Source organism: Rhodococcus sp. 06-418-5, from assembly GCF_002258285.1.
Taxonomy (GTDB): Bacteria; Actinomycetota; Actinomycetes; order Mycobacteriales; family Mycobacteriaceae; genus Rhodococcoides.
Genome location: NZ_NOYE01000002.1, coordinates 17,510 through 43,201, shown reverse-complemented (window position 1 = coordinate 43,201; position 25,692 = coordinate 17,510). Strand labels below are relative to the sequence as shown.

Annotated in this window: 25 protein-coding genes; 12 read left to right on the top strand and 13 right to left on the bottom strand. The window is 65.3% G+C overall.

Annotation, left to right across the window (positions count from 1 at the left end; all coding sequences use genetic code 11):
- Window positions 1–99: 99 nt before the first annotated feature.
- The gene (locus tag CH274_RS00230) at window positions 100–1,596 is read left to right on the top strand and encodes a PucR family transcriptional regulator (protein WP_094656480.1); all 1,497 of its coding nucleotides are present in this window, start codon (window positions 100–102) and stop codon (window positions 1,594–1,596) included.
- A gap of 28 nt (window positions 1,597–1,624) precedes the next feature.
- The gene (locus CH274_RS00225) at window positions 1,625–2,335 is read left to right on the top strand and encodes a YoaK family protein (protein ID WP_094656479.1); all 711 of its coding nucleotides are present in this window, start codon (window positions 1,625–1,627) and stop codon (window positions 2,333–2,335) included.
- A gap of 5 nt (window positions 2,336–2,340) precedes the next feature.
- Here CH274_RS00225 and CH274_RS00220 read toward each other — a convergent pair whose 3' ends face one another.
- Genes CH274_RS00220 through CH274_RS00210 form a run of 3 tightly spaced genes read right to left on the bottom strand, consistent with a single transcriptional unit; the run spans window position 2,341 to window position 5,503 of the window.
- Complete coding sequence (locus CH274_RS00220) at window positions 2,341–4,026, bottom strand: flavin monoamine oxidase family protein (protein WP_094656478.1); 1,686 nt, start codon at window positions 4,024–4,026, stop codon at window positions 2,341–2,343.
- Entirely contained in the window at window positions 4,023–4,874 is an 852-nt protein-coding gene (locus CH274_RS00215) for a carbon-nitrogen hydrolase family protein (RefSeq protein ID WP_094656477.1), read from the bottom strand. Before CH274_RS00215 ends, CH274_RS00220 begins: the two co-directional genes overlap by 4 nt.
- Window positions 4,871–5,503, bottom strand: coding sequence for a helix-turn-helix domain-containing protein (locus tag CH274_RS00210; RefSeq protein WP_094656476.1), 633 nt, complete (start codon window positions 5,501–5,503; stop codon window positions 4,871–4,873). The genes CH274_RS00215 and CH274_RS00210 overlap by 4 nt, the downstream gene beginning before the upstream one ends.
- 117 nt (window positions 5,504–5,620) lie before the next feature.
- Here CH274_RS00210 and speB point away from each other — a divergent pair, with 117 nt between their 5' ends.
- Window positions 5,621–6,580, top strand: coding sequence for an agmatinase (gene speB / locus CH274_RS00205; protein ID WP_094656504.1), 960 nt, complete (start codon window positions 5,621–5,623; stop codon window positions 6,578–6,580).
- Window positions 6,581–6,590: 10 nt separating this feature from the next.
- Here speB and CH274_RS00200 read toward each other — a convergent pair whose 3' ends face one another.
- Together CH274_RS00200 and CH274_RS00195 are read right to left on the bottom strand one after the other, a co-directional pair.
- The gene (locus CH274_RS00200) at window positions 6,591–7,490 is read right to left on the bottom strand and encodes a universal stress protein (protein WP_032397612.1); all 900 of its coding nucleotides are present in this window, start codon (window positions 7,488–7,490) and stop codon (window positions 6,591–6,593) included.
- Window positions 7,487–8,929, bottom strand: a complete 1,443-nt coding sequence (locus tag CH274_RS00195; protein ID WP_094656503.1) for an amino acid permease — start codon at window positions 8,927–8,929, stop codon at window positions 7,487–7,489. Before CH274_RS00195 ends, CH274_RS00200 begins: the two co-directional genes overlap by 4 nt.
- A gap of 177 nt (window positions 8,930–9,106) precedes the next feature.
- Here CH274_RS00195 and CH274_RS00190 point away from each other — a divergent pair, with 177 nt between their 5' ends.
- The 4 genes from CH274_RS00190 to CH274_RS00180 all read left to right on the top strand — a co-directional run bounded on the left by CH274_RS00190 (window position 9,107) and on the right by CH274_RS00180 (window position 12,371).
- Complete coding sequence (locus CH274_RS00190; protein WP_045200073.1) at window positions 9,107–10,321, top strand: PucR family transcriptional regulator; 1,215 nt, start codon at window positions 9,107–9,109, stop codon at window positions 10,319–10,321.
- 202 nt (window positions 10,322–10,523) lie between these two features.
- A complete protein-coding gene (locus CH274_RS29005) occupies window positions 10,524–10,679 on the top strand; it encodes a hypothetical protein (protein ID WP_179275604.1) in 156 nt (51 codons plus the stop codon).
- Window positions 10,676–11,743 carry a TerC family protein gene (locus CH274_RS00185; protein WP_032397613.1) on the top strand — a complete coding sequence of 356 codons (1,068 nt, stop codon included), beginning with the start codon at window positions 10,676–10,678 and terminating at the stop codon, window positions 11,741–11,743. The genes CH274_RS29005 and CH274_RS00185 overlap by 4 nt, the downstream gene beginning before the upstream one ends.
- A 79-nt stretch (window positions 11,744–11,822) precedes the next feature.
- Entirely contained in the window at window positions 11,823–12,371 is a 549-nt protein-coding gene (locus CH274_RS00180) for a Dps family protein (protein WP_032397614.1), read from the top strand.
- 66 nt (window positions 12,372–12,437) lie between these two features.
- Here CH274_RS00180 and CH274_RS00175 read toward each other — a convergent pair whose 3' ends face one another.
- On the bottom strand, window positions 12,438–12,899 hold the full coding sequence (locus tag CH274_RS00175) for a hypothetical protein (RefSeq protein WP_094656475.1): 462 nt from the start codon (window positions 12,897–12,899) through the stop codon (window positions 12,438–12,440).
- Between the two features lie 120 nt (window positions 12,900–13,019).
- Between CH274_RS00175 and CH274_RS00170 the strand changes: the two genes are divergently transcribed.
- The gene (locus CH274_RS00170) at window positions 13,020–13,217 is read left to right on the top strand and encodes a CsbD family protein (RefSeq protein WP_027496220.1); all 198 of its coding nucleotides are present in this window, start codon (window positions 13,020–13,022) and stop codon (window positions 13,215–13,217) included.
- An 82-nt stretch (window positions 13,218–13,299) separates the two neighbouring features.
- Here the strand turns inward: CH274_RS00170 and CH274_RS00165 are convergent, their stop codons facing one another.
- Together CH274_RS00165 and CH274_RS00160 are read right to left on the bottom strand one after the other, a co-directional pair.
- Window positions 13,300–14,028, bottom strand: a complete 729-nt coding sequence (locus CH274_RS00165) for an EAL domain-containing protein (RefSeq protein ID WP_094656474.1) — start codon at window positions 14,026–14,028, stop codon at window positions 13,300–13,302.
- Window positions 14,025–15,281 carry a PucR family transcriptional regulator gene (locus CH274_RS00160; RefSeq protein WP_032398269.1) on the bottom strand — a complete coding sequence of 419 codons (1,257 nt, stop codon included), beginning with the start codon at window positions 15,279–15,281 and terminating at the stop codon, window positions 14,025–14,027. Before CH274_RS00160 ends, CH274_RS00165 begins: the two co-directional genes overlap by 4 nt.
- A gap of 348 nt (window positions 15,282–15,629) precedes the next feature.
- Between CH274_RS00160 and CH274_RS00155 the strand changes: the two genes are divergently transcribed.
- Entirely contained in the window at window positions 15,630–16,826 is a 1,197-nt protein-coding gene (locus tag CH274_RS00155) for an esterase/lipase family protein (protein ID WP_045196069.1), read from the top strand.
- A 42-nt stretch (window positions 16,827–16,868) separates the two neighbouring features.
- On the opposite strand, the gene CH274_RS00150 is transcribed toward CH274_RS00155, so the two are convergent.
- Genes CH274_RS00150 through CH274_RS00130 form a run of 5 tightly spaced genes read right to left on the bottom strand, consistent with a single transcriptional unit; the run spans window position 16,869 to window position 21,948 of the window.
- The gene (locus CH274_RS00150; protein ID WP_094656473.1) at window positions 16,869–17,891 is read right to left on the bottom strand and encodes an LLM class flavin-dependent oxidoreductase; all 1,023 of its coding nucleotides are present in this window, start codon (window positions 17,889–17,891) and stop codon (window positions 16,869–16,871) included.
- A gap of 34 nt (window positions 17,892–17,925) precedes the next feature.
- Entirely contained in the window at window positions 17,926–18,756 is an 831-nt protein-coding gene (locus CH274_RS00145; protein ID WP_094629380.1) for a galactosyltransferase-related protein, read from the bottom strand.
- Window positions 18,753–19,760 carry a glycosyltransferase gene (locus CH274_RS00140; RefSeq protein WP_094645440.1) on the bottom strand — a complete coding sequence of 336 codons (1,008 nt, stop codon included), beginning with the start codon at window positions 19,758–19,760 and terminating at the stop codon, window positions 18,753–18,755. The genes CH274_RS00145 and CH274_RS00140 overlap by 4 nt, the downstream gene beginning before the upstream one ends.
- On the bottom strand, window positions 19,757–20,866 hold the full coding sequence (locus CH274_RS00135; RefSeq protein ID WP_032397620.1) for a glycosyltransferase: 1,110 nt from the start codon (window positions 20,864–20,866) through the stop codon (window positions 19,757–19,759). The genes CH274_RS00140 and CH274_RS00135 overlap by 4 nt, the downstream gene beginning before the upstream one ends.
- Window positions 20,863–21,948 (bottom strand): glycosyltransferase, encoded by a 1,086-nt coding sequence (locus tag CH274_RS00130; RefSeq protein WP_094645441.1) that lies wholly within the window; start codon window positions 21,946–21,948, stop codon window positions 20,863–20,865. Before CH274_RS00130 ends, CH274_RS00135 begins: the two co-directional genes overlap by 4 nt.
- Window positions 21,949–22,116: 168 nt before the next feature.
- Here CH274_RS00130 and CH274_RS00125 point away from each other — a divergent pair, with 168 nt between their 5' ends.
- The 3 genes from CH274_RS00125 (at window position 22,117) to CH274_RS00115 (ending at window position 25,683) form a co-directional block, all read left to right on the top strand.
- Window positions 22,117–23,052 carry a WcbI family polysaccharide biosynthesis putative acetyltransferase gene (locus CH274_RS00125; protein WP_256981000.1) on the top strand — a complete coding sequence of 312 codons (936 nt, stop codon included), beginning with the start codon at window positions 22,117–22,119 and terminating at the stop codon, window positions 23,050–23,052.
- Window positions 23,049–25,367 (top strand): glycosyltransferase, encoded by a 2,319-nt coding sequence (locus CH274_RS29555; RefSeq protein ID WP_256993436.1) that lies wholly within the window; start codon window positions 23,049–23,051, stop codon window positions 25,365–25,367. The genes CH274_RS00125 and CH274_RS29555 overlap by 4 nt, the downstream gene beginning before the upstream one ends.
- 85 nt (window positions 25,368–25,452) lie before the next feature.
- Window positions 25,453–25,683, top strand: coding sequence for a hypothetical protein (locus tag CH274_RS00115; RefSeq protein WP_230596994.1), 231 nt, complete (start codon window positions 25,453–25,455; stop codon window positions 25,681–25,683).
- The last annotated feature ends 9 nt before the right edge of the window (window positions 25,684–25,692 follow it).

The window sequence follows — 25,692 nt, the reverse complement described above, 5'->3', positions numbered from 1 at the left end:
AGTATGCGACTCTCCGAGCGAGACAGCGCGACGCCATTTCGTACACATCAGGGCTGGATCACACTCCATTTCGGCAGGCACAGCGCTACAGTTCCACAGGTGAGCGTGCAGATGTCCTGGCTGCTGAGGCAGCAACACCTCCGCCTGAGTCATCGCGGCGGACCGGAGCGCAGCAGTGTGCCGATCACGTTCGCGCAGGCGACCGAGCTCACCGATCCGAGCCCCTGGCTGTCCGGCGGTGAACTGATTCTCACGACCGGGCTCGGCTTCGACGCCGACGGCCCGGCTCTCGCCACCTACGTCCGGACCCTGGCGGCCGCGGGTGTCGCCTGCCTCGGATTCGGAGTCGGGTTGTCCCACAGCACGATCCCGCGTCACATTCTCGACACGGCCGAGGCCGTCGGCCTTCCCGTCGTCGAGGTCCCGTACGACACCCCGTTCGCCGCCGTGATCAGGGCGGTCATGAAGCGCATAGCCGAGCAGGAATACGAGCAGGTTCTTCGTGCGGCCTCGGTCCAGACCCGTATCACTCGGGCAGCGTTGCACGGCGGCGTCGACGCGATCGTTCGCGAACTGGCCGTCGCCACGTCCACGTCGGTGGCGCTGATCGGCAATCGCACCGAATCGTTTCATCCCGCCGCCGCAGCCGATCTCGTCGAGCGCGCCCGCGAGGTCGCCCGCAGCATTCGCCCGTCGTCGTCACCGGCCACGGTCTCGGTCAGCGAACCGGGGTGCACCGTCACTCTGCACTCCGTCGCGATCTCCGGCGGGGCGTCGAGCTTTCTCGCCATCCGTACCTCAGGCCCGGTGACGGGTGTCGAGCAGATCCTGCTGGGGCACGCGGTGTCGCTGGTGACCCTCGAGCTCGAGAAGCCCACACGTCTGCGCGCCGAACAGTCCCGACTCAACACGCTCGCGCTCGGGTTGTTACTGGACGGCCATCTGCCTGCCCCCGACGGCACCGCGCTACCGAGCTACCTCGTGGACGCGGCCGACGACGACTCTCGCGTCAGGGTTGCGATGGTCCGCGGACCCGCCGAGCGCGTCGTCGAGGCGGTCGATGCCGAGTGCCGGGCCCGGGCGCGGCCCACGTTCGCGCGCACGACCGACGCCGGTGTCGCGGTGTTGTTGCGCGGTAGCGATGACTCCGATGTCGTTGCTCGACTGCTCGATTCACTGCCGAGGTCGGTGTGCGTCGGCCTCAGTTCCAGCCGACACATCTCCGAGACCCCTGTTGCTCTGAAGCAGGCTTCGCTCGCGTGCGCCGCAGCCGGCGCGAGCGATCGGATCGTCGAGTTCACCGGATCGATGCTGTTGGCGTCCGAACCGGTGCAGGAGTCGTTGCGTGCCATGGCTGCAGTCACCATCGCGGTACTGGCCGAGTACGACCGCACCCATTCCGCCGATCTGGTGGGATCGCTTCGGGCGTTCCTCGAGGCGAACGGGCATTGGGAAACCGCTGCGGCGCATCTGTCCGTTCATCGTCACACGCTGCGAAACCGCATCACGCGGTGCGAGGAACTGCTCGCGGTGGATCTGACGTCGGCGCGGGTACGAGCCGAACTGTTGCTCTCACTGCTTGCCTCGACAACGTGAATATCGGCGATCGTGTCAGGATCTCCCGATGACCACGCCTCGTCCCGAACCCCACATCGCCGTCGCAACTGCGAAATCGGTCCGACTCGGTGTTCTGTTGGCGGCAGTCGGTGGATTCCTCGACGCGTACACCTTCATCACCCGTGGCGGGGTGTTCGCCGGGGCGCAGACAGGCAACGTGGTGCTGCTCGGCGTCGATGTCGCCGGTGGCCGGTGGGTCGAGGCCCTGGCTTTTCTGCCGCCGTTGGCTGCCTTCGTCCTGGGCGTCGCGACCGCAGAGTTCATCGCGCTGCCCGCGGTTGCGAAGATCGTGCGACGACCGGTACGGGCGGTGCTGGTGTTCGAGATCCTCGTTGTCCTCGTCGTCGGTTTTCTGCCGGCGACCGTGCCCGATGCGGTGGTGTCGGTGATTCTCGCTCACGTTGCCGGCGTGCAGGTGACCACCTTTCGCGTACTGGTGGACTCGCCGTACAACACCACCATGACGACCGGGAATCTCCGCAGCATGGCGATGGCCGCATTCCATCGGGTGGTCGAACACGATCTGGAGGCCGGAACCCGCGCCCGACGGTTCGGCGCGGTGATCTCGGGATTCTTCGGCGGGGCGCTGCTCGGGGCGGTTGCGGTCGAGTTGTTCGGGCTACGGGCGATCTGGGTGGTTGCCCTCATGCTGACGATCGCCCTGGCGTTGTTCGTGTTCGACGAGCGCTCTCCCCGGCCACGATCGCCGAAACACTGAGCGACCTAGTCACCCAATCGAAGTGGTGCGATGGCATCGAAGACGTCGCCCGGTCCCGGATTACCCTCTGCCGACTTTCCTCCCAGATGATGCACGACGCCCCACACCGCATTCAGTGCGGTATGAATGGCACCCTCGGCCCACCCCGCCGTCCACGAGATGTCGTCGCCGGCAAGGAAGATTCCTCGATGTCGCGGGTCGAGTCGGTGTTGCACGAAGTGCGTGAACAGCCTCTCCTGGTAGCGGTAGTGACCGGGCAGGTTGGCTTTGAAGGCACCCATGAAGTCGCGTTCGGTTTCCCAGGACAGCGTCACCGGCGTGGAGATGATGTGACTGCGGAAATCGACGCCGGGATAGATCTCCTCGAGCGAGCGCAGCATGATGTTCATTCGCTCGGTCGGGTCCAGGGCCAGCAGCTTGAGCGAATCGTCGGACCACGTGTAGGACAGGCAGATCAGCCCAGGCCTGCCCTCCCCTTGGTCGAGTAGGTAGGTGCCACGACTCATCCGGTCGGTCAGCGTCATGCTGACCACATCGCGGCCGGTGACCGGATCCTTGTCCTTCCAGAAGGGCCGGTCGACGAGTGCGAACACCTTGGTCGACCCCATGTAGTGGGTGCGTTCGATGGCTGTCCAGTGGTCGATGGGAAACAGATCGTCGTCACACCTGATGTTGCTGAGCAGCATCCAGCTCTGGGCGGTCACGACGGCGGCCGCGTAGGTACGAATGTTGCCGCGGTCGTCGTGGATCGTGGTGCCGCCGTCGGTACGTCTGATCTCGGTGACACGCGACATCGTGGCGCCGCCGTTCAGCGACGCCACCGACGTTCCCGCGGGCCAGTGCGCCATGTTCGCCGGCGAATCGGTCCACAGCCGCATCGGCAGTTGCTGTGAGCCGCCGACGATTCCGCGGTGGTGGTCGTCCGCCGCCGTGATGACGACTCGAAGGATCTCGAGGATCGAGTTGGGGTAGTCGGTGTCCCATCCGCCCGTTCCGAAGCCGACCTGGCCGAACAGCTCTCGCATCCGAAACGACGAGAAGTGTTCGGATGCAGCGAGAAATCCGTAGAAGGTCTGATCGTCGAACTTCACGATCAGCTCGTTCCAGATTCGCTTGATCTCGGCAACGTCGCGCCTGCGGATGGCCCGCTGCAGTGGGATCAGTTCGGCGTGTTCCTCCAGCGTCCGGTTCCACGCGTCGGCGACCTCGGCGAACACCGGCGGTAGATCCTCGAGCTTCTGGGCGTAGTGGCTCTCGCCCTTGAGGTCGATCACCGTACTGGGGGTCGCTTCTGCCAACGGGTTCGGAAACGGCGTCGTCTCCAGCCCGACTGCGTCGAGGTAGTGGAACAGTGCCGTCGACGACGGCGGAAACCGCATCGCACCCATCTCGGCCACCACACCCGGGTGCCCCTCGAACGGCACCGACCGCATCCGGCCGCCGATTCGATCCGATTCGTACACAACGGGTTCCAGGCCGAGCCTGAGCAACTCGCGCGCGACGACCATACCCGCGAGTCCGCCCCCGATCACCGCGACCTTCGTACCGAGGGCAGCGTCGGGAACGCTCCCGAGGCCGGCCGGGTGCGCCAAATAGTCGTCGTAGGCGAACGGAAAATCAGGACCGAACATCGTGAGCGGTTGGTCGTCCTCGGATTCGATCGCGCTGTCCGGGGTGACGGGTGTGGTCATCGGTCGGTCTCCTGCTCGGACCGCGAGGGTCCTGTCGGGTCGAGAACTGTCCGGTACAGATCGTGGCGACGATCGTCCAGGTGAGTGTTGACGGCGCGAGATCGAAGGAGTTCGGCCGGATCCAGATCCACCGTCAGAAGCTGTTCGTGCGCACCTGCCCGCGCGAGGTCGGTGCCACCCGGCGCGACGGCGCAGGTCAGTCCGCAGTACGTCAGACTCGCTTCCGTGCCGCAGCGATTGACGTAGGTGACGAACAGTTGACTCTCGTACGCGCGCGTCGGAACGACGTGGGTTGCGATGATCTCGAACGGGGTCATCAGGCCGGTCGGGACGATCAACCACTGCGTTCCGGCGTCGGCGTGGGCGCGAACGGTTTCCGGGAATTCGACGTCGTAGCAGGTGAGCAGACCGCAGCGCAGTCCGCCGAAGTCGAACTGCACCAACAGTTCCGACCCGGGAGTGAAGTGCGCGCGATCGAGTTCACCGAACAGGTGGGTCTTGCGGTAGCGCGCCACCGACCGTCCCGATGCATCGACCACCTGCACCGCATTGAACACCACCTCGCCACCGAGCGTCGATCGACTGCGTTCGGGATATCCGTAGACGATCGCGAGGCCGTGGGATCGAGCGATCGTCGACACCTTCTCGAAGATCGGTCCGTCGAACGGTTCTGCTCGTTCGAGCACCAGATCACCGATGTCGTATCCGCTGACCGACATCTCCGGGGTCACCAGGATCGATGCACCTGCTGCGGCCGCGTTTCTCGCTGCGTCGTCGAGTGCGGTGAGGTTCGCGTGGACATCGCCGGCCAGTTCCGGCCCTTGATAGAGAGACACGGTGACGGTCATGGTTGCAACTCCTGTTTCCTCGTCGGCAACTCCTCGGGTAGCGCGGGTGCCAACACCCACAGGACCTGAGCACCGTCTGCGCCTTCGGCTCGGAAACTGTGCCTGCGACGCGGCGAGAAGGTGAACGCATCTCCCGGACCGAGCAGCACCTCGTCGCCCGCGAAGGTGCCGTCCGCTTCGGCGTCGAAGGTCACCCGCAACTCGCCGGTGATCACGTGCACGAACGTCACGTCGAGCGGGAGGGTGTACGCCTCGGCTCCGCTGCCGCCACCGGCGTCGATGTGACCCAGCAACACCTGCACCCGGCGCTCCCCCACCGGCGTCAACAGGTACTCGGTCATCGCTTCCCCGCCGAACATGATGCGCGGCAACGACTGCGCCCGGACCACCTCACCGGACGGCGCGTCGTCGAACAGCGAGCCGACCGGAAGCTCCAGGGCGGCGCAGACTCGAACCAGGGACGCCACCGACGCATTGACCTGGTTGCGTTCGAGCTTGGACAGATATCCCTTGGTGACTCCGCAGGCGTCGGCGAGTGCGTCGAGGGTCAGTCGCTTCTTCTGCCGAGCCTCCTTGAGCCGTGCGCCGATACGCGGCGTATCGCCGACGACCGACGTAGCAAGGGACACCGCTCTCGCCTTCCAGGAAACTCGTGTTGACAAGATCGAGCATCAGAGTAACGCTTGCCGGGCGAACTGGTCGACTCGAACGTCACCGGACTGATGAAAATTCGGAAGGAATTCTCGATGAACCCGAGCAATCCCGAACACCCGCCGATCGGTCCGGTCGACGCGACCAAGGTCCCTCGCTTCGCCGAGCCGACCACGTTCGCGCGGCTGCCCCGTCTCGACGAGGTGTCCCGCGCCGACGTCACCATCCTCGGTGTGCCGTTCGATTCCGGAGTCAGTTACCGCCCCGGCGCACGTTTCGGCCCGGGGCACATCAGGGCGGCCTCGAAACTCTTACGTCCGTACAACCCCGCGCTGAAGGTCTCACCCTTCGCCCGCCAACAGGTGGCCGATTTCGGTGACATCGGCGTCAATCCGTTCGACATCACCGAGGCCTTGACCACGGTGCACGACGCGGTGACGGACCTGCGCGCCGACGGCTCCTCGGTTCTCACCCTCGGCGGCGACCACACCATCGCCCTGCCGATTCTGCGTTCGCTCGCACGCGATCACGGGCCGATCGCGGTACTGCACTTCGACGCGCACCTCGACACGTGGGATACGTACTTCGGTGCTCCTTACACCCACGGCACGCCGTTCCGACGAGCCAGCGAGGAGGGTCTGATCGATCTCGAACGCTCGCAGCACATCGGCATCCGCGGCCCGCTCTACAGCGAGCAGGATCTCGAGGACGATCGTGTACTGGGCTTCCAGGTGATTCGGTCCGACGACTACGAGGTCGACGGCGTGGCCAGCATCGTCGAACGGATGCGTCGACGCCTCGACGGCGGTCCGGTGTACGTCTCGGTCGACATCGACGTTCTCGACCCGGCGCACGCGCCGGGCACCGGCACGCCCGAGGCCGGTGGCATGACGTCCCGAGAGTTGCTCAACACCCTGCGCGGACTCGTGGGCCTCCACGTGGTCGGGGCCGACATCGTCGAGGTGGTACCCGCATACGATCACGCCGAGATCACCGGGATTGCAGCGGCACATGTCGCCTACGAGCTGTTGTCGGTGCTCGCCCTCAACCGGTAGGACGCCCACCTCACCGTTTCGGCAACACCAGGATCGGCACCGGCGAATGGCGGATGATCTTGGTGGCGCGCGAACCGAGGAACACCCGAGCGATCGGCCCCAGCGGCCCGGACGATCCGATGGTCAGTACTTCGCCGTCCTGCCAGTGAACCTCGTCGAGGGCCTCGCGCCAACTGCCGGCCATGGCCAGTTCGGTCGTGACCTGCTCGGCCGAAAGCCCAACCGCGACTGCGTCGTCCATCGCCGCGGTCAGTGCCTCGGTCAACCCGACGGCGAGTTCGGCGGCAACGTCGTCCTCGACGCGTAGGCCGACCTCGGGCGGATACATCGTCGCTCCCCGAACGACGAACGACGCCAAGCGGAGCGGAATACCCGCGTCTCGGGCGAGTTCGGCGGTCGGACCCACGACGCGCGACGCCTCGCTGTCGCCGGAGAACGCGCACGTGATCCGGGTCAGTGTGGCGCGTTCGCGCATCCGATAGCCGCGGGGTGCGAGCGCCACGGTCACCGGGGACGAGTGCAGAAGCTTGTCTGCCGTCGACCCGACGACCACCTGCCCGAGAGCGCCGTCGCCCGAGGAGCCGAGAACCAGTATCGAGGCCGAGATGCTCTCGGCCGCCTCGGTCAATGCCGTCGAGACCGAGCGGTGTGCGAATCGGTGGAACGATGCAGTGATGTCGGGTGCCCGGTCTTCGAGGTAGTGGCGCGCTTTCGCCTCCGACTCGGCTGCCGTCGTCGCGGCCCAGTCGGCGAACTCCGCATCCACCCGTGCCATCGACGGAGTCGACCACGGTTTGGGCACCACCGTCGCCACATCGATGTCGGTGCCGAGCGACCGAGCGAGCTGGGCACCGAGATCGAGGGCACCGACGCTGCCTTTCCCCGGCGCGAATGCGATCAGGACACTCATCGCAGGTCCTGTTCTGCTCCGCGCAGCGTCGAGTGGTGCCGACCCCAGAACCAGTAGAACGCCAACACCACCGCGAGCCAGAGCCCGAACCAGAACCACGTGGTCCAGTGCAGTCCGGACAGGATGTACAGGCAGGCGAGGACCGACAGCACCGGAGTGACCGGGTATCCCGGAACCTTGAACGGCCGTTCGAGATCGGGCATCGAACGGCGCAGCACGATCACCCCGATGGATACGACGATGAATGCGACGAGGGTGCCGATCGACACCAGGTCCGCCAGCTTGTCGAGCGGAATGAACGCGGCGAGGATCGAAATCACGACGGCGACGACGATCGTGTTGTTGACCGGCGTGTGCGTGCGGGGGCTGACCTTGGCGAAAGCTTTGGGCAACATGCCGTCTCGGCCCATCGCGAACAGGATGCGAGTCTGCCCGTACATCGTCACCAACGTCACCGAGAAGATCGAGATGACCGCACCTGCAGCCAGAATCGTTGCCGGCCAGGCTTGCCCGGTGACGTTGCGCAGGATTTCCGCCAGCCCGGCTTCCTCCTGGCCGGCGAAGTCGGTCCACGGCTGCGTCCCCAGGGCGGCCACGGCCACGAAGAGATAGAAGACGATGACGACGATCAGCGCCGCAACGATGGCCCGCGGCATGGTCTTCTGAGGATCCTTCACCTCGTCGCCCGCAGTGGACACCGCGTCGAGTCCGATGAACGAGAAGAAGATCGTGCCCGCGGCCGCCGTCACCCCTGCTGCGCCCAGGGGCATGAAGTCCGAGAAGTTGCCGGAGTCGAAGGCGGTGAATCCGACGATCGCGAACAGAGCCAGCACACCGAGTTTGATGACGACCATGACTGCGTTGACCGCCGCCGACTCGCTCGCGCCACGAATGAGCAGAACGGCGCACAGCACGATCAGCACGACTGCAGGCAGATTCATGATGCCGGGGTCGGCGTCACCCGGCGCAGCCGACAGCGCGTGCGGGATGGTGAAGCCGAAGAGGTTGTTCAACAGCTCGTTGAGGTACCCGCTCCACCCGACGGCGACGGCAGCGCTGGACACTCCGTACTCGAGCAACAGGCAGGCGGCGACGCCCATCGCGACAACCTCGCCCATCGTCACATACGCGTACGAGTAGGTCGAGCCGGAAACCGGTACCGCCGAGGCCATTTCGGCGTAACAGATGGCTGCGAGACCGGCCGCCACACCCGCGGCCAGGAACGAGAGCACCACCGCGGGACCGGCTTCGGGGACCGCGAGCGAGAGCACGAAGAAGATGCCGGTACCGATGGTGGCACCGACGCCGAACATCGTCAGTTGGAAGGTGCCGATGGTCCGTTCCAGCCCGCCACTGCTCTGCTGGTCCGGATCCACGATCGGCTTCCTGCGAAGCAGTTGAGATCGCAGACTCGATGCAGGTCTGTTCGACGATGTCATGGCCGGCACTCCCAACGTGGAGACGAACGGTGCGGATCGGCTGATTGTGCTCCCCGATACCGCCTCTCGCACGCCGAACACGCGGTGGAATCGGTCGATTCCCACACCGGTCCGTTTCTTCGCCGCAGCCTCGATGCCTACCATTGGCCTCGAGTCGGATGGGAGACACGAGAACAGATGGCCACACAGCGCGATGCGCTACCGCTCGATTCGGTCGCTGCGCAGGCCGCCTCGGACGCAGGCGGACTCGACGTCGCTCTACTGGGCAGCTTCCTCGACGTTCTCGCCGACGCCGTCGATGCAGGCGTCCCACTGAACCGCGGGCAGCTGCAGGAATTTCGAGCGCAGGGTGATGCTGCTGCCCGCGCAGGCGTCGCACTGCGGGCGTTGCTGGACCTGTACCTGACCTCTGCGTGGCGGCTGTGGCGGGAACTACCCGCTGTCGTCGCCGCCGCGGACGACCCGGCCGGAGTCGTCACCGCAGGCGAGGTCATGCTGCGCGCGGTCGACGACGCGGTGGCCGAACTGGCCGAGGGATTTCAGCTCGCCCGGCGCACTCTCGTGCGAGCCGAAGTACTCGCCCGCCGTGAATTCGTCGACGATCTGCTCTCGGGCACCTCCGATGTCGCCGGGGTCCTCGGGCGCGCGCAGACGTTCGGCCTCGACCTGTCGAGCCCGCACGTGGTGGCCGTGGTGACGTCGACCAAGCCGTTCACCGACGCCAGCTCTGCCATCACCCTCGTCGAGCGCAGCGTGCAGGGCAGCAAGGGAGACGCCGAATTGCTCGTGGCCACCAAGCAGGACCGGTTGATTCTGGTGTTCCCGGCACCCGACCTCGACGCCGTCGACCATGTCCTCGACCGGGTCGGACGCGCCCTCGGTACGTCCAACTCGGCGTCGAGCGAATCGGTCGACCTCCGGCGCAAAGGGGAATACGGCCGGACGCAGATCGGGATCGGCCGCCCACGCAGCGGGGCGGTCGGTGTCGCCGCGTCGTATCGGGAAGCCCTCGACGCGCTCGATCTCGCCGCCTCGCTCGGGTTCGACGCATCCGTGATCGATGCGCGTGATCTGCTCGTCTACCGCGTCCTGATCAGTGACCGTGCGGCGATCGCCGATCTGGTCGACACGTTGTTGACACCGTTGCTGGGCGCGCGAGGCGGGGCGGGTCCCCTGTTGGAGACGTTGCAGGTGTACTTCGACACCGGCGCGAACACCGCATCCACCGCACGCCGGATGCATCTGTCGGTGCGGGCAGTGACCTACAGATTGTCTCGAATAAAGGATTTGACCGGGCAGAATGTGGGCAACCCCGTCGAGGCATTCGCGCTGCACACGGCGGTACTCGGAGCGAAGCTGCTCGACTGGCCCGAGGTTCGCTCGCCGTCGTAACGGGTACAGACTGCTCGAATTGCCGTAACCAGGCAACCAAATCGGTCGAAACGTGTCCGCAAAACGACCATGCCTGCAGGAAAGCGAACAGTCACACTGGAGTAGTCGCGGAATGACCGAGCGTTTTCCGCAGAGGCCCGAACGCACGGCCGGAACACCGGTAGGACGAAGACAGACGAGAACGAAAAGGAGCATGTGACAAATGGCGTCGTTGACACAGAAATTGACATCGTTCGCTCGCAGCCCACAGGGCAAGAAGATGATCGATCAAGCACGTCGGTACGCAACCAAGCCCGAGAATCAGGCGAAGTTGAAGCAACTCGGCAGCAAATTCACGAATAGAGGTGGCCGTTCATGAACGTCGTCCCGTGGTGGGCATGGGCGGCATTCGGTGCCGTCGTCCTCATCCTGTTGGCCATCGACCTGTTGGCGCACCGCGGTGCGCACATCATCGGCTTCAAGGAAGCCGCATGGTGGAGCGCACTGTGGGTCGGCGTGGCGATCATCTTCGGCATCGTGGTGTTCTTCACGTTGGGAACCACGGCCGGAGTCGAGTACACGACGGCCTGGTTGCTCGAGAAGAGTCTGTCCGTCGACAACCTCTTCGTCTTCGCGCTGATCTTCGGCTACTTCAAGGTTCCCCGTGAGTACCAGCACCGGGTGCTGTTCTTCGGTGTGATCGGTGCCCTCGTCTTCCGCGCGATCTTCCTGGCCGCAGGTGTGGCCATCGTCAGCAAGTTCGCTGCCGTTCTGTTCGTCTTCGCAGCGATCCTGCTCTACAGCGCCTACAAGCTGATGAAGGACGAGGACGACTCGTACGACCCGAGTACCTCGATCGCAGTTCGCCTGCTTCGCAAGATCATTCCTGTCCGCGACGAATACGAAGGAACCAAGTTCTTCGTCAAGGAAGCCGGCAAGCGGGTGGCCACACCACTTCTCGCCGTCGTGGTGGCGATCGAAGCCGCCGACCTGGTCTTCGCCGTGGACAGCGTTCCTGCCGTCCTCGCGGTGACCGACGACCCGTTCATCGTCTACTCCTCGAACGCGTTCGCCATCCTCGGTCTCCGCGCCCTGTACTTCCTGCTCGCAGGGTTGCTCGAGAAGTTCCACTACCTGTCCAAGGGACTGGCGATCATCCTCGCCTTCATCGGCGTCAAGCTGATCCTGCAGGCCGGACACAAGGTGATCAGCACATCGATCCCCGAGATCCCGTCTCTGGTCAGCCTGGTGGTCATCATCGTGGTCCTGGCAGGCTCGATCATCCTGAGCCTGAAGAATCCTCCCGAGGAAGACACGGCAGACGCGATCGACCAGGTCGCTGCCGACAGCCCGATCGTCGATCCGACGAACGGAACCTCCTCGGCCGGCACCTCGTCGACCGGAACGTCGGGCACGGACTCGCCGAGACTCGACAAGTCCTGACCGCTCACCACACATGCCCCGCCGAATTCGATTCGGCGGGGCATGTTTGTGTTCCGAGGGGATGGGGCAAACAACGCGCATGGCTGAAAAGAACTCGTACACCGTTCCCGGACTCACCTCGGAAGTGGGCGCGCGCGTCGCCGCGATCCTTCAGGATCGACTGAACGCCTACAACGATCTCCATCTGACTCTCAAGCACATTCACTGGAATGTCGTCGGACCCAACTTCATCTCGGTACACGAGATGCTCGATCCTCAGGTCGAAGCAGTTCGCGGTTTCGCGGACGACGTCGCCGAGCGCATCGCGACCCTCGGCTCCTCGGCCAAGGGCACACCGGGCACCATCGTCTCCGAGCGCAGCTGGGACGACTACTCGATCGGTCGCGCGACGGCCATCGAGCACCTCGGTGCACTCGACCTGGTGTACACCGGGGTCATCGAGACCACTCGCAAGAACATCGAAGAGGTCGGCGAGATCGACCCGGTGACCGAGGACATGCTGATCGGTCAGAGCGCGCAGCTCGAACTCTTCCACTGGTTCGTGCGGGCACACCTCGAGAATTCCGGTGGTCAGCTCTCCACCGCCAACGCGACCAGCGAGGTCGACGCGGCGAAGCAAGCAGGCTAGACACCATCCATCCGAACACCGATCTCGCCGTGACCCGGCGAGGTCGGTGTTCGTCGTTTCGAAGGGTCAGTCGGTCGGCCTGGCCTCGTGCCCGCTGCGGCCGTGGGTTCGACGCTTCTCCTTCATCTCGGCCTCGAAGACGTGGCGACGCCCGTCCATCAACTCGTTTCGCACCGCACGATCGTGTTCGCGCAACGGGCCCCAATATCCGTCGTCGAATTCTTCGACGAGCTGAAAGGTCCACCGCCCCGGTGCGATGTTACGACCGATCATGTCCGTGTCGATCCGCTCGGATGCAGTGGTGTGGCCTGCATCGGCAAGTGCATCGACCGCGTCGCCGAGCAGCAGATCTGCGTGCCCCATCAGCTGGTGAAACGAGTAGAGATGCCCACGAGCACGCTCGACACATTCGAGGGCCTCGGAGAGCTTTCCCACCGCGGCCACTGTCGCGTCGTCCACGCCGCTCGGGCGCTGGTGTTCGGGCGAGGGCGTCTCGGAGGCCGACTCGGCGTCGTTGTGTTGATCCATGGAGCGCGCTTACCCGAATCGGCCCGGCACAACCCGGACGCGCTGTGCATGATTACCGACTCCGATCGCGGGTATAGCTCTCCCCGAACGGACGAAGACAATCGATTTCGAGGAGTTCTCATGGCTGATTTCATCGACAAGGCAAAGCACAAGGCAGAAGAGCTCGTGGGCGAAGCCAAGGAAAAGATCGGCCACAAGACCGACAACGACGATCTTGCTGCCGAAGGCGCAAAGGATCAGGCGTCGGGCAAGACCAAGCAGGTCGGCGACGACGTCTCGGACGCTGCAGGCAACATCAAGGACAAGTTCACGAACTGATCGTCTCGATCGGTCGAATCGAAACCCCGCACCCAGGCCTCGGCCGTCGCAGGTGCGGGGTTTCCTCGTTGCAGGCCACCGATCAGATCGGCGGATTCGGCAACGGCAATGGACGGCCGAACAACCAACCCTGACCGAGGGTTGCTCCCAGAGACTTGGCACGACGCAGATGACTGTGGGTTTCGATTCCTTCGGCCAGTAGGACTGCATCGCTCGTGCGGACGTACGCGCGCACCTGCCGCACCGCGGCACGCGACCGATACGGAGATCGGATGATCGACGCGTCGAGTTTGACGATGTCCGGCGCGACGGCGGCCAGCAGTTCCAACGTCGCGGGCGTGGCACCCACGTCGTCCATGGCCACCGACATGCCGCGAGCGCGGGCTCCTCGAACCAGGGCCATCAGCAACGGGACGTTTCGGTCGAGGTCTCGCTCGGTGATCTCGAGTACGACGTCGAGATCGTCACCGATCGCATCGAGGTGGGTGGCGACGTCACGTTCGTCGGCGAAACAACCCGGCTCGATGTTGAGAAAGAAGCGCACCCGACGCGAATACGCGCACTCGCGTGCTGCCCGCAACGCGGCGGCGCGACACGCCACATCGACGCGACCCACCATCCCACGCTCTCGGGCCAGCGCGAAGACGTCTTCGGGAACGGCCAGGCTCGGAGACGGCCACCTGGCCAGGGCCTCGTATCCCACGACGGTACCGGTGGCGAGTTCGACGACGGGCTGGAAGAGAGCAGCGACGGACTCCACCGAATCGAGCGCCGCCGATGCTGCCAGCACCGCGCCGTCCGGCGCAGTCATAGTGATCGCTCGTCCACCGGAACGCGGCGGGCCTCGAGGCGGTCGGCGATCAGCGCGGCATGCAGTCTTCGCAGTCCGGACGGCTTCATCGGATCGAGCCCGGTGAGCTGCTCCACCCTCTTCAAGCGGTAGTCGACGGTGTTGGGATGCACCGTCAGCCAGGTGGCCGTCTTCTTTCGGTTGGAGTCCGAGTCGACGAACGCTTGCAGCGTCGGCAACAGATCGACGGAATCGCGCAGCGGATCGATCAGTGTCACGAGATGTTTGCGACCCAGGCCCGGCCTGCTCACCTGGTACTCGAACACGAGATCCGACATCCGGTAGGTCCCGGGTGCGTATCCGAGTCGACGCACCAGACCGAGCAGTTCGTACAGGTGGGGCGCGGTCGTGGCGATGTCGTCGACCGCGGCCGACCCGGTCGTCGCGGTCATCACCACCTGACCCGCGTCGGCGAGACGATCGACGAGTTCGCCGATGTCGACACCGGGAACATCGGGCAGCAGGACGGTTCCGCCGGTGGGGCTGATCGAGGCGATGGGCAGGTACTCCGCGTCGAACGTCGCCAGCGCCGAGTGCATTCTTCGCAGCTTTCGAGCCGCCGTCATCGCCGCGTCGATCCGTCGGCCACCCTCTTCGGCGTGCGCCGGAATGTGCAGGGCGACAACGTGATAATCCTCGGCAAGCAGCGTACCCATCCGGTCGGCGATCTTACGAGCCGTGCCGTCACCGGTCAGCAGCGCGTCGAGCAGTTCCACGTCGTGACGGGGACCGTTCTGGGTCAGCGTCCGAAACTCGACCAGGTAGGCATCGGACACCGCCGCGGTGACGACGTCCAACAGTTCCATGACCAGGACGGTTCCCTCGACCAGCCGATCGCCCGCGTCCTCGTCGACCGAACGGGACGCCTGTCGCACAGCGAGTGCGCAGCCCTCGTTGATGGCATGTTGGATCCGGCCGAGCGGTACACCGTCTCGGGCCCATCGGGTTGCCGCGTCGCGAAAGACGTCCATGGCACCGGGTATCGGTAGCCGACCGGATTCGAGGACACCGGTCGCCAGTTCGCAGCAGGTCGTCGTCATGTCGTCGAGCTCACCGCGGGCACACTCGCGCGGTGGTGGTGTGTCCTCGGGTTCACCGAAGTACTGATCCAACATGCGCGCGGCTGTCTCTCTCGGCGTCCGCAGACGGTCGGAGGCCCGCCGCCCGCTGACGTACTCCTCTTGCGACACGTGCACGCTCTCTGCTGCCGTCACCGAAGACCCCACCCCTCGAAACTCGACACCCTCTTCGGGTTCGCTTCCCCGTCCGACCGGCTCCTCGACGGATCGCTCGGTCTCACCGTCGCGCGTGCAGCCACATCGAGCGAGACCGGGCGGCAGACACACGAACAGTAGAACAAAAATCAAACCTGTGGATTGTTTTACCGAATATATCCGGCAGTCCATCCAGATTCGTCCCCCGGAGCTCAATTGTGACGATTTCTCACAGATGACGCGTCGGTTGCGGCCAGATTCCAAACGCCTGGCAGGAGGGCGCATACGACCCGAATCCGCACCTACTGTTCCGCCTTGTCCATCAACCCTCGTCGAAAGTCAGGCTCCATGACCACTTCTCGGTCCACCCTCCGCGCAACGCGGAAGGCAGCGACGGTGCGCGCTGCGATGATCGCGGCAATGGCGTGCTCACTCACCCTCGGTGCCGGTGTCGCAGCACAGGCACAGCCCGCGCCCGCACCTGCCCCGCCTGCCCCGCCTGCCACCGTGCAGGGTGCCACTGTCGTTCCCCCCGGCCCGACCGAGGCATCACCGAAGGCAGCCGACCAGGGAATAGCCCAGCCGAACATCCAATCGGCCGCTCCCGCGACCGTCACCTACGACCCACGGACCGAGACCACGGGTTACGGACCGGAACAGAAGAACTTCCTGGCCGGATTCCTCTACAGCATCGTCAATCCCAATGTCGCACCTCAGGGTGCCAACGACTGGAACTGCAAGCCGTCGGCGGCACATCCGCGTCCGGTCGTGCTGCTGCACGGCACCTGGGAGAACGCCTACAACAACTTCGCGCGGATGTCGCCTGCGCTCAAGAAGGAGGGCTACTGCATCTTCGCGCTGAACTACGGTGACAGCGACCCGAGCATCGTCGGCAACCTCCCGTCACTGCGCGGTACCGCATCCGTTGCATCCAGCGCGAAGGAGATCGCCACGTACATCGACGCCGTGCGTACCGCGACCGGTTCTGCGCAGGTCGATATCGTCGGCCATTCCCAGGGCGGACTCGTCACCCGCCAGTACCTTCGCTTCGAGGGTGGTGCCAACCCCGCCGATCCGACCAAGAACAAGGTGAACACCGTCGTGAGCGTCGCCGGGTCCAACCACGGCACCACTCTCGTCGGAATCGGCACGCTCGGTCGCACGATCAACAACCTGGGTCTGAACGTGCTCGGCGTTGTCGGTGCCATCGCCGGACCCGCAGCCTCGGACCAGGTCATCGATTCCGCTCTGGTCAAGGGATTGGCAGTGGGCGGCGACACCGACCCCGGCATCAAGTACACCGTGATCGGTACCAAGTACGACGAGGTGGTGACCCCCTACAAGACGACGTTCCTCACCGCGGGTCCCGGTGCCACCGTCAACAACGTCACGTTGCAGGACGGCTGCGGCATCGATCTGTCCGATCACCTGTCGATCTCCGTCTCGCCTCGAGCGATCGGCATCGTGAAGAACGCACTGGATCCGAAGGGCTTCCCCACGAAGTCGATCCCGTGTGCCTTCAACTCACCGATCACCGGCGGCTAGTCACACCTGGGTGAGGGCGATCGGGCACCGACCCGATCGCCCTCACTGCTGTGCAGGTGCCCATCCGAGTGCGGGCCCGAGCGTGTGTGCCATGTCGGTCAGAATCTGCACGTAGTCCTCGTGGTCGAAGCTGAACGGCAGTGCGAACGCCACCTCGTTCACCTCACGAAAAGACTTGTTGGCGTACAACTTCTCGGCGATCACGTCCGAAGTCCCGACGAGGTCGGGCGCGAACATCATCCGAGCCGGACCCTGTGGCTCGAGCGTGCGTGCCGATCGCCCACGCACGTACTCCTCGTACTTGGCCGTCTGCGACGGGCTCGCACTGTCGGTCGGGATCACCACCAACCCTTGCGAGACCCTCGCATCGTTCCCGGCCGGGTGAAACCGACGAAAGCGCCGGATGTGGGAGAGCTGGATGTCGTCGAAATCGGTCGACTCCTCGGCGCGCACCACGCTGCTGACCAGAAGATTCATCTCGTTCTCACCGGCCCACTGCGCCGACCGCAGGCTCGCTCCCCCGTACCACATCCGACCACGCAGACCGGGTGAATGCGGCTGCACGCGAGCGGAATACGACTCGATGCCCTCGGTCCCCGACCACGTCGACGCCGGCTCCCCGGCGACGAACCCGAGTAGCCTCGATACCCGTTCGTACCCGAAATCCTCGGTATCCGCGGTGTCGGGATAGAGCGAATGCTTGACCCGGTCGAACTGCATCGGTTGTCCCACACTGACTCCGGGATTGATCCGCCCACCGGACAACACGTCGACCGTCGCCAGGTCCTCTGCCAGTCGCAGTGGGTTCTCCCAACCCAGTGGCGTCACTGCTGTACCGAGCGCTATCCGATGGGTCCGCTGCGACGCCGCAGCCATGACTGCGATGGGCGACGATATTCCGAACTGCAGGTGGCGATGCCGAAGCCATGCACTGTCGAAGCCGAGCTGCTCGCCGAGTTCGATGATGTTCAACGTCGATTCGTGGCCGCGTGCTGGATCGGACTCGTCGAAGAGCCCGATCGTGAGAAATCCGAGCGAAAGCAACGGGTGAGAAGGCGTAGGCACGTCCAGACTCCATTCGGCCGAATTTGGACCCAGCCTAAACGAATCGGTCGGCCGTGCGGCGAATCCGGGAGCCGTCGAACTCGACGAGGCCGCGTGCGGCGAAGGCGTCGAGCCAGCCGATCATCGGCCACCGACCCCATCGATCGAAGAACGTGCGCGCGTTGGTGACGATGTCGTCGAGATGTTCCACCGGAGGATCGGAGACCGGATGGAACTGGTGGTAGGCGTGCGCCCCGCCGACCCACCGCAACCCGATGCCCGACGCCTCCGCGGTCGCTGCGAAATCGGTGTCCTCACCGCCGTAGCCGGTGTAGTCCTCGCAGAAGCCGCCGAGTTCGGCCCAGGTCGCCGCCCCGACCGCGAAGGACAGCGACCAGAACAGGTCGAAGTTGTCTCCGTGCTCGACGGTGTCGACCGGTGGATTCGGCCGCGCCGGATGCGGCGCGGTCAGAGAGTTCAGGACCTCACCCTCGGCACCGATGTCCTTCTCTTTCAGGTAGGTCACCGGACCACAGAGCAGCGATCGCTCGTTGCCGGGCAGTGTTGCCGCACGCCGGTATCGCTCGATCGTCTCCGGACCGGGGATGCAGTCCACGTCCAGGAACACCAGCAACTCCGCGCCGCGATCGATTGCCGCGGCCGCACCCAGATTGCGAGCAGCCGCCAGCGGCAGCGGATGCTGCGCAGGCATCTCGAGATAGGTGGCGGGCGAACCGGTTCGGTCGAGCAGGTCGGCAATCGTGTTGTCGCCCATGGACACGACGACGTGCTCGACCTGCTCTGCGGTCGATGTACCCAGACCACGCACCTGCGCGGCCAAGTGCTCGTGTCGTCCGGACACCACGGTGACGACGACGGTCTTCACTGTCGCACCGCGCGAGGTGCGGCCTGCTCGATCGCCCTGGCGGCGCGGGCAGGTGCACCCGCGGTACGCAAAGCCGACCACCGACCGCCACCGATGTCGAGAGCGCGGTTCGCCGCTGCGTGCCACCGCGCGACGGACGGCCACGTGTCGAGCACCTCGGCGACCGACCCGTGGGCCAGGGCCCGTCCGGTGGCCGACTGTTCGTCGAAAGGTCGAGCCTGCGGCACGACGATGGCGGGCACGCCCGAGGCGGCGACGTCGGCGACGGCGTTCTGGCCGGCGTGCGTGACGACGAGCGCTGCCGAACACAACGCCGGCCACACGTCGTCCACCCAGTCGCCCCCTGCCACGCCGAGTGCGCGGAACTCGAATCGGGCGTCCACCGCCGACCACGAGTCCACCAGGTCTCGGGTCAGCTCCGTGCCACCGGCGGCACCCAGAACCACCACCGTCGGATCGGCGTGGGCAGTGACTCGCTCGCGCTCGGCGAATCGACTGATCGAGCCGGCATAGGTGGTCTTCTCCGCGAAGGGACGCAGCCAGGTCGGGTCGTAGACCTCGCGTGACCACGGCGCGACGATGTGGGTCGCCGCGCGATAGGCCAGGTCGTGAATCGGATCGTCCCGCTCCCCGGGTATTGCCATCACGATCACCCGAACACCCATCAGTCGCAAGAACATCGCCACTTCCACCGATACGTCGACCACCACCGCTCGCGGCCGCTCGCGCGCCACCCACTCCGCGATGATCGCCATCCGCTCGGTCAGACCGTCCACGTCGTGAGGCGCCCAGTGCAGCACCCCTCCGGCCGAACTATCCTCCGCGGCAGCACTTTCGACGGAATCGTCGACGTCGAGCGGAAGCGAGATCCACTCGGCCGCCGCATGCGTTGCCGGTCGAGCGCGCGAGGACAGCACCGTCATCGGCTCTGCCATCGACCGCGCGATGGCATCGGAACGGGTGATGTGACCGACCCCGTGGTGGTGGGCGTAATACCCGATCATGCGATCGCGAGCCGGTCGTCGAGCTTGTCCGCAGCCGCAGCCAGTGTCGAGTGGTACAGGGCCTCGTACTCGTCCACCATCCGATCCATCGAGCACACCTGCTCCGCGCGCGCCCGGACGTCCGACCTTCTCAGCGCTGCCGCCGCGGGGATCGCCGCCGCGAGGCCGTGCACGTCGTCGGCCGCTACCAGCACTCCCGACGATGCATCGACGATCTCCGGTATGCCGCCTCGTGCGAACGCGGCGACCGGGGTGCCGCAGGCGAGTGCTTCCGCCACCACCAGGCCGTACGGCTCGGACCAGACCGGTGAGACGAGCGCTACCTCGGCACCGGCCACCAACGCCGCCAAAGCGGGCTGATCGAGGTGACCGACGTAGCGGATGTTCTCGTCGAGCATCGGCTCGACGAACTCGTGGAAATACTCGAGATTGCTCAGCGGTCCGGCGATACGCAGCGAGCGGCCTGCTTCCTTCGCAGCCGCAATGGCCAGGTGCACCCCTTTCTCGGGGACCACCCGACCCGACCACACCACGTAGTCTCCGCCGGTACCGAACGGCCAGTCCGCCAGGGAGATTCCGTTGCGAATGACGACGGTCCCGGCGGTGACATCGGCCCACTGCGAGGCGGCGAACTCGCTGACCGCGGCAAACGTGTTGGCACCGGGAGGAGCCAGCGCAACTGCGGACTCCAGCCACGCGAACGGCGGTGTGTGCAGTGTCGTCACCATCGGTACCGACAGCGTCGCCGACATCGCCAGCGGCAGGTAGTGCAGGCTGTGGTTGTGCACGATGTCGAAGGACCGAGACAGTGTTCCGGCGAGTTCGAGCATCACCGCCAGATACGCATGATGCTCACGAATCGCGGTGGGTGTGATCGCGACGTCGGCGATGGAGATCGGAGTCAGATCCAACGTCCGCACCGGTAGCAGGGTCGCATCCAGGTCGACGCTCGACCCGTCCGCAGCGAACAGACTCACCTGATGCCCGCGCTCGGTGAGCGCACGCACCAGGTTGTAGACATGTGCCTCCAGGCCGCCCGCGAAAGGCTGTGCCACCGGAAAACTCGATGACGCCAGCACCGCGATGCGAAGTGGGTTCTCGTTCAACGCATCTCCTTGATCACTGCTGAATAGATCGCCGCATGAGTTGCTGCGATTCGTTGACGTTGTTCTGATCTGGTTCCGGAATCGACTGCCGGAACGCGTTCTGCGTGCGATGCCCGCACGGCAGAGACGAGCGAGGCGGGATCGAACGAGTCGATGCCCATCCGGAAGCTGTGCACCCGCGCCTGATCTGCGTAGAAGCCGCAGTCGGATGCGACGACGGCGGTACCGAGGTCGCGGCAGGCCTCGAGCCAGCCCGAGTGTGTTCCGAATCGATACGGCAGCACCGAGACATCGATCGACGACAGATAGTCCCAGAGCGCGTCGTCGTCGAAACGTCGGTGCACGCGTACGTCGACGTCGGGAAAGCTGTTGTAGTCCAGCAGCTTCGCGCCGACCGTCGGGTTGTACCAGTGGCTGGAGTGCTCGAAGACGTCCTCGTCGATGTCCAGTCTCACCGTTGCGTCGGGTAGCGCCCGAGCAGCCTCGACCACTGCGTCCATCACTGCCAACGCGTCGATGTTGGACCTCAGATTCTTGGCGTGGACACCGATGACGAACGAATCCGACACCGGGCGCGGGAGTGCCATCCGCTCGAGCGGCACGACGTGCGGATGCTCGACCACCGTTGCCTCGACGCCCCACCGATCGTGAATCCGAGCAGCAGCACCCGCGGTGAGGGTGATGACGGCGGCGGCCGCGCGAACCAGTACGTCCAACTGCCGCAGGTGATCGGCGTTGTCCGCGAAATGGGGATTGTGCAGGTCGTGGACCGTCAGGACCAACGGCTGCCGGTGGGCGCGTAGATGGTCGACGGTACGGGTGAGCTCGTCCGGGGAAAAGGACTCGAACCCGAAATGCACGTGCAGAACGTCGAAGTCCACGTCAGTCTGTTCGGCGAGCCACCGAGCATCGAGCAACCGCGGAGGCCACCACTGGTCGGGTACGTCGACTCGAACAGGGGCCGGATCGGGCAGCACGATCACCGACGGTTCGGCCGACGCCGCGTGTGCGGAGTCGCCGACGACGGGCTGCAGGTGTCGGACATAGGCGTGCGAGGACGGAACCGATGCAACGCGAATCATGAATTCCTTCGGGTTCAGGCAGGTGGATCGTGCCTGTTCCCGACACGCGATACGTAGTCAGTACCCAGTTGCACCCAGGTTCAATCGGGGTTGGCGAAGCCCGTCCCCCGGGTCTACGTTGACGAGAGAATGGTCCAACACGAACGAGCACACGACGTCGGGGCAAGCATGGACGGGCGCACCCGCCACTACGGCGACTTCTACGGCATATCGGACGAGCCGAGTCGCTCCGAGCACGACGGACTGCTCCTCCTCGTCTGGGGAAATTGCCAGGCCGAGGCGCTGCGCATCCTCCTTGCCTCCGATCCGGCCATGCCCATGCGGACCGTCCGCATTCCACCGGTGCACGAACTCGAATCCTCCGATCTGCCCCACGTCGACCGACTCGTGCGGCAGGCGTCGGTGCTGCTCACCCAACCGGTTCGAGCCGGCTATCGGTCGCTGCCCCTGGGCGTGCCCGATCTGGTCGACGCGCTACCGCCCGACGCCACCGTGGTGCGTTGGCCGGTGCTCCGATATTCGGGGTTGCACCCCTTCCAGGTCATCGTTCGCCACCCCAGTGCCCCGGCTGCAGTTCCGAACATGGTGCCCTATCACGACTTGCGCACGATCCTCGCGGTCCATCGCGGCCTCGGCAGCGACGCGGACTGGGACGTTCCGGTCTCGGACGACGGTCTACGTCGGGCAGCCGATGCGAGTCTCGACGAGTTGCGTCGACGCGAGGACCGAGACACCGATATCGTTGCGTCCGATCTGTTTCGAGACGCGGGCCGCCATGCCACCCACACGATCAACCACGCGACCAACGTGGTGCTCACCGGCCTGGCTCAGCGAGTACTCGACCACCTGAACATCGGTAGCACGGTGCGGGATCCAGGGCGGGAGCTGCTCGGAGGTGTTCGCGCGCCCGTCGAGGGTCGAGTGCTGAATGCGCTCGGCCTGCACGGCGATCCACGGCCGAACTGGTCGGTCGACGGCTCCGACCTGACGCCGGATTCCGTTCACCGCGCTCACCTGCAGTGGTACGCAGCTCGTCCCGAATTCGTCGGCGCGGCCCTCGAACGACACGCCGAGCTGATCCGAACCCTGGAGCTGGCACCGTGACCGGGCCGGTACATCATCTGGTGGGACCGGACGAGCACGGTGTCGTCCGCTGCGCCCGCGAATTGGCCTCCGCAACAGGCAGTCCGGTGATCTCCGACCTCGAGCATCCTCCCTCCGACACGGCACTCCACGTGCACTTCACCGACCGGCTGTTCGGACGTAACGCAACCGAGGCCGCAGACGCATTCACCGCGCTCGCCGAACGCCATCTAGCGCCCATCACCGTCACGGTCCACGATGTGCCGCAGGCATCCGACGGCCACGCATTCGAGGCGCGGAAGGACTGCTACCGACGGGTGATCGACTGCGCGGCAATCGTGGTGGTCTCCAGCATGCACGAGCGACTACTGCTCGAGGACATCCTGGATCGCCGGCACGACGTTCGGGTCATCCCGCTCCCGATCGGACGCGCGGCGGAGCGGACAGCAGACGGCGTCGCCCCGCGAAAGGTCGTCGGTGTACTCGGGTTCGTCTATCCGGGTAAGGGGCACGAGGAGGTACTCGGTGCCATGACGTCGCTGGACACCGACGTCGACGTTCTCTCCATCGGTTCCGCGTCACCGGGGCACGAATCCATGATCGACGAACTCTGTTCTGCTGCAGAGCAACTCGGCCGATCGTTCACCTCGACCGGTTTCGTTCCCGACGCCGAGCTGGACGAGATCCTGCAGTCGGTCGCCATTCCCGTTGCGTTCCACCGACATGTGTCGGCATCGGGTTCGATCAATTCCTGGATCGCGGCAGGCCGTCGACCACTCGTCCCGCGGGGTCGGTACGTGGAGGAGATGGAGACCAACTCCCCCGGGGCCCTGTGGATTCACGACAATTCGATCGAGGGCCTCGCCGCTGCGATGGCAGAGGCTCTACGCCATCCCGACATGACATGGCAGCAGCACGACGTGGTCGCCTACCCCACGCTCGAGCAGGCGGCCGTGCTGTACCGCGCATTGTTCGACGAACAGCGTGCGAAAGCGGCCAAGGAGCTGCCCGACGGCCGGTGGGTGGTACCGGGCAATCGGTGGGATCTCGCCCCGTCTGTCGATCGCAACCCGCGAGTGTCCGTGGTGATTCCGTACTTTCGTCAGCAGCGTCAGCTGGAGTTCGTACTCACTGCGCTGACGTTGCAGAGCTATCCGGCCACCCTGCTCCAGGTGATCGTCGCCGACGACGGGTCGCCCGACGCGCCGGACGTCGATACCTTCCTGCCCGCTCTCGACATCACCGTCGTTCGACAGGAGGATCGCGGCTTCCGTGCGGCGGCGGCGCGCAATCTCGGTGCATCGGTCGCCGACGGGGAGATTCTGTGTTTTCTGGACGCGGATACGGTCCCCGAACCCGAGTACATCGCGGAGTCGGTGCGGCTGACCGGGGCAGTTCCCGATGCGCTCACCGTGGGTCGGCGACGCCACGCCGATCTGACGGGCTGGACCGCCGAGGACGTGGCCGGGTGGTTCGGCGGAGGTTCGCACGGACCGCCGGAACTGTCGGAGCCGGGGTGGCTTCGGGACGGGTACTCGCGCTCACGCGACTTGCTCGATGCCGATCGACGTTCGTACCGATTCGTCATCAGCGCCGTGATGTCGTGCAGCCGTGAATTGTTCTCCGACATCGGTGGATTCGACGAGACCTTCGTCGGATACGGCGGAGAGGACTGGGACTTCGCGCATCGCGCGTACGACGCCGGTGCCGTGCTGGCGCACCTGCCTGCCGCCGTCGCCTGGCACGACGGACCCGAATGGGCCGAGCGTACGGGCGGGGATCGGGAACGCAAGAACCTCGAAGCGCTGATGCTGTCTTCCCGCATCACCGACCCGGCCGCTCGCACCCACGGTCTCGTCTATGCCGTGCCCGAGACGATCGTGATCGTCGATGCAACCGGACACAGCTCGGCGTCACTGCTGTCCACCGTCGGATCGATTCTGCGCCAACATGACTGCGCGGTGTGGATCGACGGTCCCGACGCAGCGTCGTTGCGAGAGCAGTGGGGTGACGTCGACCCGCGCATTCGTTCGGGTCGGCCCGGCGACACCGGCCGCAGCCATATCGTCGTGCACGTGCGCGGACTCGTACTGTTCGGTGAGCACTCTCTGCGCCGCATGCTGGCAATCGGTGCCGATCGTATGACCGTGGACGTCGGCGGCAGCGGCGTCGTCGAGTGTCGCAGTTCGCGTTCGCGGGCGCGTGCGGCGCGGTGGGCCGATGCACTCGGTCGTGATCCGCTCGACGTGGCCGAGGATCTCTTCGGGCACACGCACCGCACAGCCGTCGAGTTCGGGATCTCGACCGGTGAGCATCAACCGGATCTGTCCTGGTGACGTCGAATACGGCGCGGCGGCGACTGATGGAAGAATATGTATCGGCGGTCGTCGGGGACGACGGAACAGCAAGGTCGGGTGGACGATGAACAGAACGCTGTATTCGATGCTCTGGATGATGGCGATCATCGCTCTCATTGCATTGATCTGGGGCACAGTCGGTTACGTGTACGCCGATGAACACCCACTGCGCCGTGCGGCGTTCGTCGGTGGCGGAGTACTGATCTCGGGATGGCTCATCGTGCTCGCAGCCGTGGGCATCAAGATCTCGCGACTGAAAGCGCGCCGCAGAGCGAGCAATTCCGAGAACGACTGACGAGTCCGC